Origin of the sequence: uncultured Psychrobacter sp. (assembly GCF_947488565.1) — a bacterium.
In the GTDB taxonomy this organism is placed as follows: domain Bacteria; phylum Pseudomonadota; class Gammaproteobacteria; order Pseudomonadales; family Moraxellaceae; genus Psychrobacter; species Psychrobacter saeujeotis.
The window spans coordinates 199,559-214,926 of the sequence record NZ_CANKZC010000005.1; the positions used below are offsets into that span (position 1 = coordinate 199,559).

At 40.8% G+C, this 15,368-nt stretch carries 13 protein-coding genes and 1 rRNA gene; 5 read left to right on the forward strand and 9 right to left on the reverse strand.

What is annotated here, in order from left to right; translation table 11 throughout:
• Nucleotides 1-22 precede the first annotated feature (22 nt).
• A complete protein-coding gene (locus tag Q0890_RS12075) occupies nt 23-616 on the reverse strand; it encodes a hypothetical protein (RefSeq protein ID WP_299221280.1) in 594 nt (197 codons plus the stop codon).
• Between the two features lie 379 nt (nt 617-995).
• Between Q0890_RS12075 and argA the strand changes: the two genes are divergently transcribed.
• A complete protein-coding gene (argA, locus tag Q0890_RS12080; RefSeq protein ID WP_299221282.1) occupies nt 996-2,318 on the forward strand; it encodes an amino-acid N-acetyltransferase in 1,323 nt (440 codons plus the stop codon).
• Nucleotides 2,319-2,436: 118 nt separating this feature from the next.
• Here the strand turns inward: argA and Q0890_RS12085 are convergent, their stop codons facing one another.
• The gene (locus tag Q0890_RS12085; RefSeq protein ID WP_299221329.1) at nt 2,437-3,123 is read right to left on the reverse strand and encodes an FKBP-type peptidyl-prolyl cis-trans isomerase; all 687 of its coding nucleotides are present in this window, start codon (nt 3,121-3,123) and stop codon (nt 2,437-2,439) included.
• Nucleotides 3,124-3,595: 472 nt separating this feature from the next.
• On the opposite strand from Q0890_RS12085, the gene Q0890_RS12090 reads away from it, so the two are divergent.
• On the forward strand, nt 3,596-5,311 hold the full coding sequence (locus Q0890_RS12090; protein ID WP_299221285.1) for a mechanosensitive ion channel: 1,716 nt from the start codon (nt 3,596-3,598) through the stop codon (nt 5,309-5,311).
• A gap of 74 nt (nt 5,312-5,385) precedes the next feature.
• Here the strand turns inward: Q0890_RS12090 and Q0890_RS12095 are convergent, their stop codons facing one another.
• Complete coding sequence (locus Q0890_RS12095) at nt 5,386-6,786, reverse strand: hypothetical protein (protein WP_299221288.1); 1,401 nt, start codon at nt 6,784-6,786, stop codon at nt 5,386-5,388.
• Between the two features lie 307 nt (nt 6,787-7,093).
• On the opposite strand from Q0890_RS12095, the gene Q0890_RS12100 reads away from it, so the two are divergent.
• Nucleotides 7,094-7,876, forward strand: coding sequence for an SDR family NAD(P)-dependent oxidoreductase (locus Q0890_RS12100; RefSeq protein WP_299221291.1), 783 nt, complete (start codon nt 7,094-7,096; stop codon nt 7,874-7,876).
• 185 nt (nt 7,877-8,061) lie between these two features.
• Here the strand turns inward: Q0890_RS12100 and Q0890_RS12105 are convergent, their stop codons facing one another.
• The 3 genes from Q0890_RS12105 to Q0890_RS12115 form a co-directional block, all read right to left on the reverse strand.
• Nucleotides 8,062-8,703, reverse strand: a complete 642-nt coding sequence (locus tag Q0890_RS12105; protein ID WP_299221293.1) for a lysophospholipid acyltransferase family protein — start codon at nt 8,701-8,703, stop codon at nt 8,062-8,064.
• A gap of 151 nt (nt 8,704-8,854) precedes the next feature.
• The gene (parE, locus tag Q0890_RS12110; protein WP_299221296.1) at nt 8,855-10,744 is read right to left on the reverse strand and encodes a DNA topoisomerase IV subunit B; all 1,890 of its coding nucleotides are present in this window, start codon (nt 10,742-10,744) and stop codon (nt 8,855-8,857) included.
• 125 nt (nt 10,745-10,869) lie between these two features.
• Complete coding sequence (locus tag Q0890_RS12115) at nt 10,870-11,493, reverse strand: YqiA/YcfP family alpha/beta fold hydrolase (RefSeq protein WP_299221298.1); 624 nt, start codon at nt 11,491-11,493, stop codon at nt 10,870-10,872.
• 173 nt (nt 11,494-11,666) lie between these two features.
• Here Q0890_RS12115 and Q0890_RS12120 point away from each other — a divergent pair, with 173 nt between their 5' ends.
• Both Q0890_RS12120 and Q0890_RS12125 read left to right on the forward strand, forming a co-directional pair.
• Nucleotides 11,667-11,927 carry a DUF1289 domain-containing protein gene (locus Q0890_RS12120; protein ID WP_299221300.1) on the forward strand — a complete coding sequence of 87 codons (261 nt, stop codon included), beginning with the start codon at nt 11,667-11,669 and terminating at the stop codon, nt 11,925-11,927.
• A 162-nt stretch (nt 11,928-12,089) separates the two neighbouring features.
• Complete coding sequence (locus Q0890_RS12125) at nt 12,090-12,983, forward strand: pirin family protein (protein WP_299221302.1); 894 nt, start codon at nt 12,090-12,092, stop codon at nt 12,981-12,983.
• 323 nt (nt 12,984-13,306) lie between these two features.
• Here the strand turns inward: Q0890_RS12125 and Q0890_RS12130 are convergent, their stop codons facing one another.
• The 3 genes from Q0890_RS12130 to rrf all read right to left on the reverse strand — a co-directional run.
• Entirely contained in the window at nt 13,307-14,086 is a 780-nt protein-coding gene (locus Q0890_RS12130; protein WP_299221304.1) for a hypothetical protein, read from the reverse strand.
• A 131-nt stretch (nt 14,087-14,217) separates the two neighbouring features.
• Nucleotides 14,218-15,048: a nucleotide-binding protein gene (locus tag Q0890_RS12135; protein ID WP_299221307.1), complete on the reverse strand. Its 831-nt coding sequence runs from the start codon at nt 15,046-15,048 to the stop codon at nt 14,218-14,220.
• Between the two features lie 215 nt (nt 15,049-15,263).
• Nucleotides 15,264-15,368, reverse strand: a 5S ribosomal RNA gene (rrf, locus tag Q0890_RS12140); the annotation flags it as partial.

Here is a 15,368-nt window from a genome sequence, read left to right on the forward strand (position 1 = left end):
CCAAGTATATCGACTGTGGCTATTATTTTACTTTTGCACGATATTTAACCATGACAGTATCGTTGAGACCGACACCTTCGATATCCCAGCGTACTGCTTTATAATGCTTGAGATCAACTTCTTGTAGTTGGTTATCCACTCGCGTACGTAACGGCATCCGAGCAAAAGTATCACCATCGACACTACCGTATGGAAAATCAGGAGACACCGTGCGTAACAGCTCCACTTGCTCAGGAATAGTCAAGGTAACCGTCATCTTACGCACCCGATCTGGATTGGTATTGGTAAAATATCCTTGATACTCTAGAACGTTACCTGGCTGCAAGCGCGTATTGGCATCTACAGGCACCAATGTCTCTTGTCCATTCGCATCCACGCTTATAAGAGAAGCTGTAATCTTGGTATCAACGGCTTGCATATTTGAGTTGCTACCATTAGCATTTGCAACTGTCTTTACAGCAGCAGAGCCATCAAGTGCAGGCTCTGGTGTTGGCAGCATAGCTGACGCTTGGGTTGTGACTACCATTGCACCGATAAGGGTACCGGCGACGACTTGAAATAAGCGATGACCGCTCCAAGCAGTAAAAGGACTGGCTAAATGGTTTATTTTCTTCATGATATTCGTTATTCCTAGTTAATGTATCGGTAAAACAGTGCTACTCAAGGTTTATTGATGAGACAAAGCTGTAATCTTTTTTCGTATTTCTTCCTACATATTTTTCAAACACAGGTTATGTACTCTACATTATGCGTTGAAAATACAATTTATGCGTGTCATTGATCATGTGATAGGGCTTAGCATAGCAAAAAGCTTTTATAGGTATACTAACCCCGTGTTTAGGTTGTGTATATAGACAACTGACCAAATTCAAACAGCGATCGTCAAAATAAAAAGATAGCTCATACCGACGTTTTTTGCTATGGTAAATCTTTAATATTCGTTAAATCTTTAATGTCTCTTATCTTTTACCATACCTACTATTATTGCTCCTACTATGACTATTAGCGCCATGCCCCAGATTAAACCTGAATACGTCCATTGGTTCCGTAACTCTGCGCCTTATATCAACACGCATCGCGGCAAGACTTTCGTGATTATGTTTGGTGGTGAGGCAGTCAATCATCCCAATTTTAACACCCTTATTCATGACTTTGCTTTGTTACACAGCTTAGGAATCAAGCTAGTATTGGTGCATGGTGCGCGTCCGCAAATAGAAAAAAATCTACAAGAAGCTGGTATCGACTCTCCCCTACATCACGACGTTCGCATTACGCCACGTAACGCCATGCCATCTATCTTACAAGCGGTCGGTGCTATTCGTCTACAGATCGAAGCCCAATTATCAATGGGGCTTGCCAACTCGCCCATGTACGGCTCACGTATTGATGCGGTTTCTGGTAACTTTGTGACCGCGCGTCCTTATGGTATTCGCAATGGCGTCGATCATCAGATGACAGGTGAAGTACGCTCCATCGATATCGAGGCGATTAAGAACAACCTACTACACGATCATATTGTCATTTTAGGCTCAATGGGCTATTCAGCAACAGGTGAAGTTTTCAACTTGTTGAGTGAAGATGTGGCGCTTAGTGCGGCAGTGGCGCTTGCTGCAGACAAGCTTATCTTCTTAGGTGAAGAGGCTGACATCAATGATAACGGTCGCTTATTGCACGAAATGATTCCAAATGAAGTGGATCGTTTTTTGCGAGAACGTGATTTGAACAATGAAATTAATTACTTCTTGCATTGTGCCAGTTTGGCTTGTCGCCAAGGTGTTCATCGTACACATATCATCTCGTATGCCAAAGATGGCGCGCTACTTGAAGAGCTGTTTACACGTGATGGCTCCGGTACGCTAATCAGTCACGACCCATACGAAGAGATTCGTCATGCCAATATAGATGATGTGGTCGGTCTTATTGAGCTGCTAACACCATTAGAAGAGCAAGGCATCTTGGTCAGCCGCTCACGCGAACGTCTAGAACAAGAGATCGACAACTATAGTGTGATTGAGCGCGATGGTATGATTTTGGGCTGTGCGGCACTATATCCACTTAATGATGATTCAGCAGAAGTTGCTTGTGTGGCTGTGCATCCAGAATATCGTAATGGTAGCCGCGGTGCAGACTTGCTGGCATTTTTAGAACAGCAAGCGCGCAGTCATGGCCTACATAAGTTGTTTGTATTAACCACACGTACGGCGCACTGGTTTGTAGAACAAGGCTTCGCTGAAGTCAATGCTAGTGCATTACCAGAAGCTCGCCAAGAAAAGTACCATAATGGTCGCAACTCTAAAGTATTTCAAAAGACCCTTTAAATACGGCACTTTATCTTATACAAAAATCCTGTGACTAAAAAAGCCCTCATATCCAATATGAGGGCTTTTTCAGTTATCTAATATTATATGCTTAACGCAGCATTAGTTTACTTTTGTGCTATTTTACTTTTAATAGCTCAACAGTGAATATGAGCGTGCTATTAGGTTCAATACCTGAATTTCCAGCTTCGCCATAAGCGATATCTGCTGGAATATAGAACTCATATTTGCCGCCTTCTTTCATCAGCTGTAAACCTTCAGTCCAGCCAGCGATGACTTGGTTCAATGGGAATTCGATCGGCTCGCCGCGCTCATAAGAGCTATCAAACACAGTGCCATCGATCAATTTGCCCTCGTAGTTTACTTCAACCACGTCAGTCGCTTTTGGTGATTTGCCCGTACCTACTGTTAGTACTTTATATTGCAGACCAGAATCCGTCTCTTTTACGCCCTCTTTTTTAGCATTTTCTGCTAAGAACGCAGCACCTTTGGTTTTATTCTCTTCTGCTTTGTTCTGCATATCTGCAACAAACTTCTCTTCTTGTTCTTTTTGGTACGTCGTTAGTACCTCTTCCATCTGCTCTTGGGTCAAGGCAGACTCTTCACCTTCATAGCCATCACGAAAGCCTTGCTCAAAGGTATCAAGGTCTAAATCTTGTACCGCTTCTTTATTACCTTCTGCCATCATAAAGCCCAAGCTATAGCCTACTTTTTCTTTCGCTGTACTTTGCTCAGTAATAGAAACACTTGGAGTAGCGCTTTCTTGGTTGCCATTGTTGGTACTACAGCCTGTAGCCAATAACATTGCACTGGCCAGCGTACTGATAGTTAAAGTGGTAATTTTTTTCATATATTACTCTCAATCTGTTAAATCAATTAGGAAGAACACTAAAATATTATTTGCCAGCTATCATAGCAAATCTTAGTTTTATGAGCTATGTTTCCGATAAAATTAACATAACAATGTACAGTCTTTGTTAATTTTTGCCCCAAAAATAACAACTTATCACACAATTATAGCGTCAGGTAAAGCATTCTAACTTTAACTGCATCATTATATCAGCTAAGCTTAATCAGCTAAATTGATAAGTCAATTAAAGTAATTTTTTAATACTATCTTTCTTTGTAATGGTTTAGGCAAAACTTTTATAAGAAAACATTAAATTAGTCAATAATGTTAAATACAACAATACTATTTTTAAAATACTGTGTATCCGTCGATAATATAATCCATGATTGTTTTATGACTTACTATATAGTGATTAAAGGAGGACAGGATGAACCCAATGTTTGCATCTTTTAATGGTTATCTTGGTGGACCTATCGGCTCCATCATTGGTGCTATTTTGATCTTTGTGATCGGTTGGCTCGTTGCCCTTGGCATCGCAGCTTTGGTACGCAATGTATTGGCTAAGGTCAATTTAAACCAGCGTATGAATTCTTCTACAGGCAAAACCTACGATTTAGAGGGTATTATCTCTAAAGTCGTTTTCTGGTTTATCTTCGTTATTGCTATTTCAGGCGCGTTGACTCAGTTAAACTTAAATTCAATTTCAGCACCGTTTGCAAATATGGTTAATCAAGTACTTGCCTTTATTCCAAATCTTATAGGCGCTATTGCTGTCGGTATCATTGGTTGGGTTATTGCAACTGTTGTGCGTACGGCGCTTAACACTGCTTTGTCAAAGACGACTATGGATGAGCGTTTAAGTGCTCAAGCTGGCGTTAAACCTATGAGCAGTACTATTGCTGATATGGTTTATTGGTTTATTTTGTTGGTTGTATTGACGATGGTACTTGGCCAGTTAGAGCTTGATGGTTTGTTTGCTCCATTGACCAATATGGTTGACAAAATCTTTAGCTTTATCCCTAATATTCTTATCGCTATTGTGGTTTTTGTGGTGGGTTATATCATCGCCAAAGTCGTACGCGGTATCGTGACCAACCTTGTATCTACCTTTAACGTACAAGCATTGGCTACCAAAGCAGGTTTGAGTGAAGAAAATAGCTTACCTAATATCGCTGGTTCTTTAGCGTTTTTGGTTGTTATCATCCCAACCGTCATCGCTGCATTAAATGCTCTAAAAATTGAAGTAATTGCTCGCCCAGCGACTAATATGCTTAATAAGATTATGGAAGCATTGCCTAACATTTTCATGGCCATAGCGATCCTTGTTGTGACTTATTATGTCATACGTATGGTAGCAGACATCATTAAAGGCTTGATCGAGAATACTCAGGTTAACCAATTACCTGCTAAAGTTGGCCTGCAAGAAACCATGGGCGACAAAAAGATCTCTGATCTAGTCGGTTATGCCATTATCTTCTTTGCTATGTTGTTTGCTGCAATCGCGGCAGCTGATTTGCTTGGTTTTGAACCTATCTCAGCGATCATCACGATGTTTATCGCCTTTGGTGCAAACATCATCTTAGGTGCGATCATTCTATTCATCGGTTTTTGGCTTGCCAATATCATTGCTGGTGTCGTTGAGCGTTCTGAAAAAGGCTCACAATTTTTAGCCAATATCGTACGCGTATTGATCATGGGCTTAGTGTTAGCAATGGGCTTAAAAGCCATGGGTATCGCTGACTCTATTGTAAATCTAGCATTTGGCTTAACTTTAGGTGCCGTAGCCGTTGCTTTTGCTCTATCGTTTGGTCTTGGTGGTCAAGAAGCTGCTGCTCGTTTCTTACGTAAAATGCAAGACAAGATGGATAAAGAACAGGACAAAGCAGAAGCAAAGTCTACTGTTCATACCAGCTCGTCGACTCAGGAAAAAGTCGCTGACTCAGTTCGTGATAATACACCTACTGCTTCTACTAGCCCATCGACTAGCGACTTGCACACAGACGTAGTTGACACCACTAAGCTTGGTAGTGATCATGTAGATATCACGCATGTAGAGACACGTGATAACAATACAGACACTGGTTCAAACTTAGATTCAGGTACAGACTTTACTGACATCGATAACAACGATAATCTAAAGTAAGTTTGAATATAGCTATCGTTTGAATATAGAAAAGACAGCCTAGGCTGTCTTTTTTTATGGTTCAGATTTTATGTTTATAACTTAATAGGTCGTGCAGGTACATTTAAATTCAACTGTATTCGTGTTGATGGACCATCGTCTACTGACTGACTGTTTTGTACTTGCGCTTTGTTTTGCTGATTTAAGCGCTGTAACTGCTTGGTTAATTGACGCTCCCTTTGAGTCATAGACTCAACTGGCTGAATCCATGCATCTATGTCTAAATAAGTGTCGTCACTCTCTAAGACAAACTCGATGCCCAGTACAATAATATGGTGTAGCTCAACGAGTGGCAAACGCAGGGCAACATCTTGTGCAATTGCTTGTAGCCTTGGTTGGATAACCGCTCTACTCTGCGCGGTATCTTTGCCTTTTCCATAAAATATCATCACATAATGACGGCCCAAACTTGTATAAGAGTGCTGATGAATAACATACCCATTCTCCTTCATAGTAAGTGCGCGCTCAGGATGTTTATATAGGGTACGTATAAGCTCATGACGTGAAAATAAAGACTCATCTAAGAGCTGTCGTTGCCATATAGTCTGTGCGTCTACCACCTTTTTATTGGTTGTAATAGACGGCTCGCTAGCCAAGCTAATGATTTGCCCACTAAGCTGTGACCACAATATAGACGCCTGTTTTTGGTGCTGCTGATAGGCATGCTGTAAACTCACGTCTTGTTGTTTTTGCGCCAAACTCATCGCGACCAAAGCCGAATTTGGCTTATCCTGCAAGCCATTTTTGATAAGCGCATTGTCTACACCTATAGCCTGCGCCAACAAAGTATCACTATGCATAAATTGGTTGATAATTGCTGTTTCAGTCTCAAAGCTCGCTACCCCGCTTATGAGCGATTGATTAATATGCGTTAAGTGAAAATCCAAAAATTGCCATAGATCACAAGGAGTCTGAACCCTTTCGATAGCTAGATACCAATCCTGACGACTAAATACTTGTAACAATTGCTCGTCTTTACCAACATCTGCTATCAGATGCTCCATAAAGTAACGCGCCCCAAAGCTATGATTGATAGACGTCGTCACCGATAGTCTCTTGTCTTCTTTAATACCATCATTATCTGATATTTGATGATCTACAAGTTGAACATCCAGTACTAACACCTTGTGAGTCACAGTATTACTATCTTCATCACGCTGCACACTTTGCTTTTGCCATATCATTGCAGCTTTGACAATAGCGAGGCGTGCCGTTTCAATATCAGCCGTACTACTCATGATAGATAGGGGCAACGACACTTCTAGTATGCGTAGCGCTCCTTTTGGCAACTTATAGGCATATTGACAGGCAGAATACTCTACATCTGCTGTTTGTGGTATAGACAAGCTCACAGTAGAAGGTGACAACTGTAGATAACAGTTTAGCGCTTCTAGGGCAAGAGGACGTTCAGATAAAGGTTTGATAGCGTCTGGCACAATGCATCACTCTTATGGTTGAAAAATAGCATTCTTTTGAACAAGTATAATTGCGAGCTAATACGCAAAGTAAAAAATAACAGCGTGATAAATATCCATATAAAAAACCTTAACCATCGTAACACTCCTATACAAGAAGACTGTTATACATCGCAGCTTTGCTGTCGCTTTCAAAGCAGTGACTTGTTATGATAATAATAAAGCAATACCATTTGAGGGTCGATTCATGGATGATAAACTGATCGAAACTCCCTTTGCCGGTTTTGCTTATATAGTTACTCTCTTATAATAACAAGGATTGAAGGCCATGAAACGTTTTAAAGAAAAGACAGTTATCGTTACAGGAGCAGGGTCAGGTATTGGTCGTGCAACCGCTATTCGATTTGCTCAAGAAGGTGCCAGTGTGGTCTTAGTAGGTCGTACTGCTGAAACTTTAGAAGAGACCGCAAAAGAGTTTCCCTTAGATCGTACATGGATTCATAGCGACAATTATCTTACAGTTACCTGTGATATTAGTGTACAAGACCAAGTACAAGAAATGATGAAAAGAGTCATAGAAAAGTTTGAAAAGATTGATGTATTGGTGAATAACGCTGGCAAGGCAACACAAGGTAAAATCACTGAGATGTCAGCTGAAGAGTGGAAATCTGCAATCGATGTCAACTTAAATGGTACGTTTTATGTCTGTCAAGCTGCAATGCCGTATCTGATCAAGACGAAAGGCAATATCATCAATGTCTCATCGCTTTCAGGTATCGGAGGCGATTGGAACATGGCGGCCTACAATGCGGCCAAAGCTGGCATTACCAATCTAACTCGTACGTTGGCTCTCGATCACGGTCCAGATGGGGTACGTGTCAATGCCGTTAATCCCAGCGTGACGGAGACCAATATGACCAGTGCTATTCAAAACAACAAGGCCAAAACTGACAAATTTTTGGCCCGTTGCCCACTAGGACGTCTTGCCACTCCTGAGGATATTGCAGCAGCGATCACCTTTTTAGCAAGTGATGATGCCTCGATGATTACTGGTGTCAATCTGCCTGTTGACGGCGGTGTGAATGCTTCTAACGGACAACCAAACTTCTAAATATTAATAGCAAGACCCTCATCTCCGTTACATATTAATCATATTATTGTCAGCCTCAACGACAAGCTTAGATCACTACGGTTCAAAATAAAAAAGCCTTCGATATTGAAATATCGGAGGTTTTTTGGATATCAATACTTATAAGCGGGAAGTCCACCTCACAACGACCTACTTTAATAAAACTGTCAATCATCTACGCTATTAACGTCTTGTAGTGGCTGCGACAAGCGCTCAGGATACCTTGGAACCACTCCCTGATATTGACTATAAATTTTTTGCAAATCTCCTGCAATATCTCCAGTAGGATAAACCAAAGACATAAATCGTATCTCTTTGGTTTTATAATCCAGCGCTACTGGTAAGATTGGCACATTGGCCCCTACTGCCAAATAATAAAATCCTGTTTTCCACTCTTTGGTATATTGACGCGTCCCTTCTGGAGATAACCCCAAAAATAAGGGTTCGCCAGTTTTAAACTTATCAATACTTGCCTGCAATACTGACCCTTTATTGCCACGATCAATAGGGATAATACCCATCCAACGTAGTAGCTGAGCAAGAACTGGTACCTTAAACAGAGTATGCTTGCCCATGATACTAATTTTTAGATCTAGAGCAAATAAACTGGGTATTGCATAGACACCGTCGATATTAGATGTATGCGGAAGCGCCAATACCACTGCTTGCGGAATATTTGGGATCTCCCCGACCGTTCGCCAGCCAGCTGCTTTTAACATCGCTGATGCGATGATTGGCGCAACTTTATTACCACGTCTTGGAACCAGATGACCTAAGTGTTTTTTACTAAGTTTAGGGAATTTTGACAATGTATTAAGGCCTATAAAGTAAAAACGAATACTAGCCTTAAATAAATACGACTAAATCGTCTTTTGCAAAATTTCAGCATTTTATAAATTATAAAATACTATTCAAACCAAACGACTCCTCTCCTCAAAGACTGTGACTCTCTCTATGGCGCTATACTGAAATATCAGCTAGGTTACCTTTGTCCTCAAGCCACGACTTACGGTCAGCCGCTCGTTTTTTGGCGAGTAACATATCCATCATACTACTGGTTAGTACGATGTCATCCATATCCAACTGAACCAAACGCCGAGTATCACGGTTCATCGTGGTTTCACGCAATTGCTCTGCACTCATCTCACCAAGCCCTTTAAAACGTGTGATCTGCGCTTTTTTATTGCCAGGCACATTGGCCAAGATATGAGCAAGTTCAGGTTCATCTAGTGCATAATGGACTTCTTTACCCACGTCGACTCGGTATAAAGGTGGCATCGCGACAAATAAATGTCCTGCATCAACGAGCGCAGGGAAATGTTTGACAAACAAAGCACAAATCAACGTTGCAATATGTAGGCCATCAGAGTCTGCATCGGCTAAAATGCATATTTTGTCATATCGTAGCTCAGAGAGGTCATCAGAGGCAGGATCGACACCGATAGCAATAGCGATATCATGAATCTCTTGACTCGAGAGTACCGTATCTGATGACACCTCCCACGTGTTCAAAATCTTACCTCGCAGCGGCAATATCGCTTGATAATGACGATCGCGCGCTTGCTTGGCTGAGCCGCCAGCCGAATCCCCTTCTACCAAGAATAGCTCGGCACCATCACGCAAATCTCCACGACAATCTGCTAATTTGCCGGGTAATGCTGGACCTTGAGTAATTTTTTTACGGGCGACTTTCTTGGCAGACTTTAAGCGCCGCCCTGCTTTATTAATAGCCAATTCCGCAATTTGCGTACCCATATCAGCATGCTGATTGAGCCATAAACTAAAAGCATCTTTTGCAAGCGTCTGCACCGCACCAGCGGCTTCGCGGCTAGAGAGTCGCTCTTTGGTTTGCCCAGAGAACTGCGGCTCTGAGAATTTGAGCGATAGGATGTAGTTGACCCCATCCCATACGTCTTCTGCCGTAAGTTTCACACTGCGTGGCAATAAATTGTGAATGTCACAAAACTCGCGCAAGGCTTCCAAAATACCGGTACGCAGTCCGTTAACGTGGGTACCACCTTGCGCGGTTGGAATCAAGTTCACGTAACTTTCTTGAATCGGTGTGCCGCCTTCAGGCAGCCAAGACAGTGCAAAGGTAATGCCTGCGCGCTCGCCTGCTTTTGCCTCATGATTATAATAAAATGGCGCGGGTGGTAACGTCTCCAGTCCATCTAGCTGCTCACTGAGGTACTCCACCACCCCATCGGTAAACTGCCAAACGACTTTTTCGTTATTGATATCATCAACGAACTCAATCGTTAGACCAGCGGCCAACACAGCTTTGGCTTTTAGATTGTGCTTAAGCTGTTTGACATTGAACTTGGGCGTATCAAAAAAACTCCCATCCGCCCAAAAACGCACTCGAGTACCACGTTTGCGTTTATTAGAACTGACAGACTCAGTAAGCTTTGTGACTGGCGCACCATTTTCAAACGCCATATCGAACTGGGTACTGTCTCGCCATACCGTTACTTCAACTCGCGTCGATAGTGCATTGACGACAGAGATGCCAACGCCATGCAAACCACCCGATACTTCATAATTAGAGGTCGAAAATTTACCACCAGCATGCAGACGCGTCAAGATAAGCTCTATACCTGATTGACCAAACTCAGGATGGATATCAGTTGGCATCCCGCGACCATCATCTTCAACGGACAACGAGCCATCATTATGCAATTGAACCTTTATGATTTTAGTATAACCAGCCAACGCTTCATCAACGGAATTATCAATGACTTCTTGTGCCAGATGATTGGGACGGGTGGTGTCGGTATACATACCCGGACGACGACGTACTGGCTCAAGACCTTCTAATACTTCTAACGATTGCGCATTATATTGACTCAAAATGCCTTCCTTTATTATTCACATATCATTGTTTCTATCCAACCATTATAACCAAAAATGGCGCTCTTTACGTCAATCGTCAGTAGCTTACGTCAGATAATGTCGTCTCTATAAGCTAACTTGGCTCAGACTAACTGTCGTACCATTTCGATAACTTTAGGCAAATGCTCAGCAAAATCACTAAACCTATGATCGCCGCCTTCTTGTATAGTAACAGTCGCACCTTGCTGCTGGTAAAACGCTGCTGATAAATTGGCATCCAGTAATTCATCGTCTTTTTTGAGCATGACAGTGACCTGACTTGGATTGGCAACTGACAATAATTGATGATGAGCAAACCACTGTAAGTCTGCCTTTGTCATCGCCCAGCCACCAGGAGTGGTATAAAGCGTCTCGTCCTTATTGTCATCCATTTTTAAAGTATCAGCGTTTTTATCGTCTTCAAAACGCTGTAAAGTAATATGCGGCTGTGTGCTAGGGTTTAATAATAAAATAGGACAACCAGTATGATTGCTGACGAGCGTTGAAAAATATCCGCCCAATGAGCTGCCTACCAAGACGGTTTTGGCGTCCTTGCTAAGTTTACTGACTAAGTCCATTAAATAACTAAACACTTGCTCTGGCGACTGATTTAAATCAGGACGATGTACTTTGATATCAGGACAATGCTGTTGGCAATATTTCTCTAATAAAAGCCCTTTAGTAGAATTGGCATCGCTATCTAGACCATGCACGTACACAATATTCATATGCAATCTCATCTTTGTAATTGGTTATACTATAAAAATTGATAGATAACGAGCATAACACCAGTCATATAGCGATAATAGTGCTAAAAACGCGAATCTATAGTCAAATCCAATTAGCATGAATACTGACTTAAAATAGGTTATTCAAATCAAAAAAGAGACAAGGAGACGTCATGAGTGAGCAGATTGAACTGTTTGATATTGACAATCCTTGTATTGGGGTTTGTACCAGTAATAAAAAAGGCTATTGCTTCGGCTGTCTACGCAGTCGTACTGAACGTCAATTATGGTTAAGTATGAACACCGAACAGCGTCGTGAGGTGCTAAGACTAATCGTAGGACGCAAACAGCGTATTGAGCAAATGCGCCAACGTAAAGGGCAGCAATTGGACTTCGATTTTGAAGAAGTCATTGAGATGGGTGATTTGTTTTAATTAGAACATATAGTTATTAAAATAAACTTAATAATAGATATTATCAATATAACAATTCTACATAGTAATATTGAATTTTGTCCTGCTAACCTCGAAATATATAAGTGAAGATTGATAAAACTTAATGATTATCAACGGTTATTAAAAAAGCAGGAAAAAATAATGGATAATACTATAGCGAATAGCGTAAAAGATACCGTCACCCAGTCACGTCAAATTGAACAGCTTTTTGCTGGGGTAGATACCCAAGACGGCGCTGGCGTTAAACTCACTCGCGTACTCACCCAGCAGCTGCAAGATCGCCTCGACCCGTATCTGATGCTCGATAACTTCAAAAGCGACAATCCCGACGATTATGTCGCCGGATTCCCAAACCATCCACATCGTGGCTTTGAAACCATTACCTATATGATTACGGGTCGTATGCGTCACCGTGACAGCGCGGGTAACGAAGGACTATTGCAAAATGGCGGCGTGCAGTGGATGACGGCGGCTAGCGGTGTCATCCATTCAGAGCTACCGGAACAAGAAGATGGCGTGATGGAAGGTTTTCAGCTGTGGCTCAATCTACCTGCTAAAGACAAAATGAACGATCCTTGGTATAAAGACTTCCAAAGTGATGATTTGCCTAAACACACCACGGAAGATGGTGTTGACGTCACGGTAATCGCAGGTACATCACACGGCGTAGAAGGTGCAGTCACCCGCGACATCACTGAGCCGACGTATTTGGATATCCATTTACCAGCAGGCACGAGCTTTAGCCAAGCGATTCCGGCTGATCACAATGCGTTTGTCTTTGTCTATCGTGGAACAGTAGATATCGAAGGCGAAACCGTGCCGGCTAAGAACATGGCTATCTTGAAAAATGATGACAATACGGATGGTGTTACCATTACCGCCGATAGTAGTGAGGATACCAAAGTGATCTTAATCACCGGACGCCCACTACGTGAGCCGATTGTGCAATACGGTCCATTTGTGATGAACAGTCAGCAAGAAATCATGCAAGCGGTCACTGATTTTCAAAGTGGTAAATTTGGTGAAGGTGCTTAGTTGTTAGCCTAGCTTTTTGAATAATTCATTTAATATTAAAGCCCGTATTATTTGTTAATATGGGCTTTTTTTGTGGAAAAAAGGCTATTATTATAACTATTTACGAAGCTTTCCTGAACATAAATTAAGGTTTAGTATGAACTTCGAACAGCACTGAGAGGTCTTAAAGCTAATCGTAGGCCGTAAGCTGCGTATTGAGCAAATGCGCCTGCTTAAAGGGTAGCAATTAGGATTTGATTTTGAGGAAGTGATTGAGGTTTGAGGGTTGTTTTAAGAGATTGAGGTTACGAGCTAGATAATAAATAAATTTAAGTTATGAGTTTTTAATCTATCCGGTTATAGTTTGCTTGATTCACCCGAAGTTCATTTTCTTTAGGTTCTACACCGTTCTCAATAATATCAATTTTAATAATATATTTTGCTAAACCGAATTTATCTAAGAAACCTGTAGCAACTTTTTTAGATGTTTCATCAAACTCTAAATCCAAACCATTAAAGTAACGCTTTGCAAGCTGTAATGACAATGGTGTACCATAGCGATAAAGCAATGTATCTTTACCACCTGTTTCTAGAGCTAAGTTAAGAGGTACACATATAGCTCTAGTTACCGCAGAAAACGAGATTTGAGAACCTCTATGATAAGGGTAATACCCTAACACTTCTTGATACGAAGAACCTAACACAAAGTTTGTAATTTCTTCATAATCATAAAGCAAGTACTGAGAACGAGGAGCGTTCTTCAATATTTTTCTAGCTTGGGGTATTTTCATTGCACTGAAGGATGTTTTTCTCCAGTCACGCTTTTTTGCTTCAAGAAATGCAGCTCCATGAAGATCAGTGCCATCCTTATAATTAATATTTACAACTAAAGCAATATCACCAAAATTATTTTCAAAAGTTCCCTTAAGCTTATATAGCTGCCAGTCTATTTTGTTCTTTCTATCGTTACTAGTAAAATACATACCATCTAGTTCACTTCTCAAGTCAGAAAGTAATTTTAGAGTAATGAAGTCTTCATCCCATTCGTGACCTGTTAGTTTGCTAATAGAGTTTCGAATAGTATTCTCTATTCGGCTTGTAAGTTCATCTAAACTAGATTCCATTTGATGTCTCTATTTAAAGTATGATACAGAGTAAACTGTATTTTGATTAGTTTTTAATTCTGTATTATATGAATAAACTATACGCAAAGCAGATTAGTATCTAATTAATTAGCTATCACGCATAGTTAGTCTTAGATCAATTTGTTCATATCAATGCTGTAGCCAGACTGTTTCATTTCCTTAGCTAGTTGCAACTGCCATGCATAGGATTCATCTAACGAAATATAAACTACGCCACTAATGTCATTTGGCAGTTCTAGCTTACCATCTACTAAAGCACAAACATTTTCTCGTCCAAGTTTCCCAATAAGTAAACCGTGCTCAAAAACTACATTTTGTCGTGCTCGAACATTTAAGTTTCCAGCGTCTGTTTTTACATTACCAACATCATCAGGTGTATATAAAACTATCGCGAATCCTGTATCGGAATAATGCTCTATTTTCTCAATAATTGTTCTTCCTGAGCTTGCCTTTTCGTGAAGAATAATTGCTTCAAATCCCAATCTTTCTACGAATCTAGCAGCTTTGTTTTGCGCACCCTCATCGTGACCATGTACTATAAATACTCTATTTGGTTTGGCATCTTTAGACTCTTGCCTAACAGATCGTGTAGCTACAAGCTCTTTCTTATAGCCTACTGCACCTTCAATAAAATCATCGGTGACATTTGTAGCCCGTCCAATAGCCTGATAGGTATCAGATGGACCACCAATTATAACCATTGATGAATTTTGATTCTCTGCTCTTATTTGAGGAATAAATGATTCAATTGTTTTTTCACTTTTAGCAATAGTTATCCTTTCAAGATCATCAGGCTGAACAGTCTTTCCATTAATAACAATTGGTTTTCCTTGCTCATAAGGTTCAACAAACCTTGAAATTAATTGTTCTTTAGTAAGATCTGTTTTGTACTCACCGTAATGTGTATCTGATTTTGGTTTTACTTTTACATGGTAATACATTTTGACTCCTTATAGAGGCTAACAATTTACTATCCTGTAAATCTAGCATCAATATGAAAGACCAACAATCCAAATATAACAATATAAATAAAGAAAGAAATTGATTAAATAATATATAAATATGGGCCTAAAAAAATTAAATAACTATAAACAATAATCCTGACCATAAGAAAAGCCCCCCAACAATCAAGTTGGGGGGCTTTTCAGGAATAGAGAGCTGACGATGACCTACTCTCACATGGCCGGAGCCACACTACCATTGGCGCGACGATGTTTCACTTCTGAGTTCGGGAAGGGATCAGGTGGTGCCATCGTGCTAT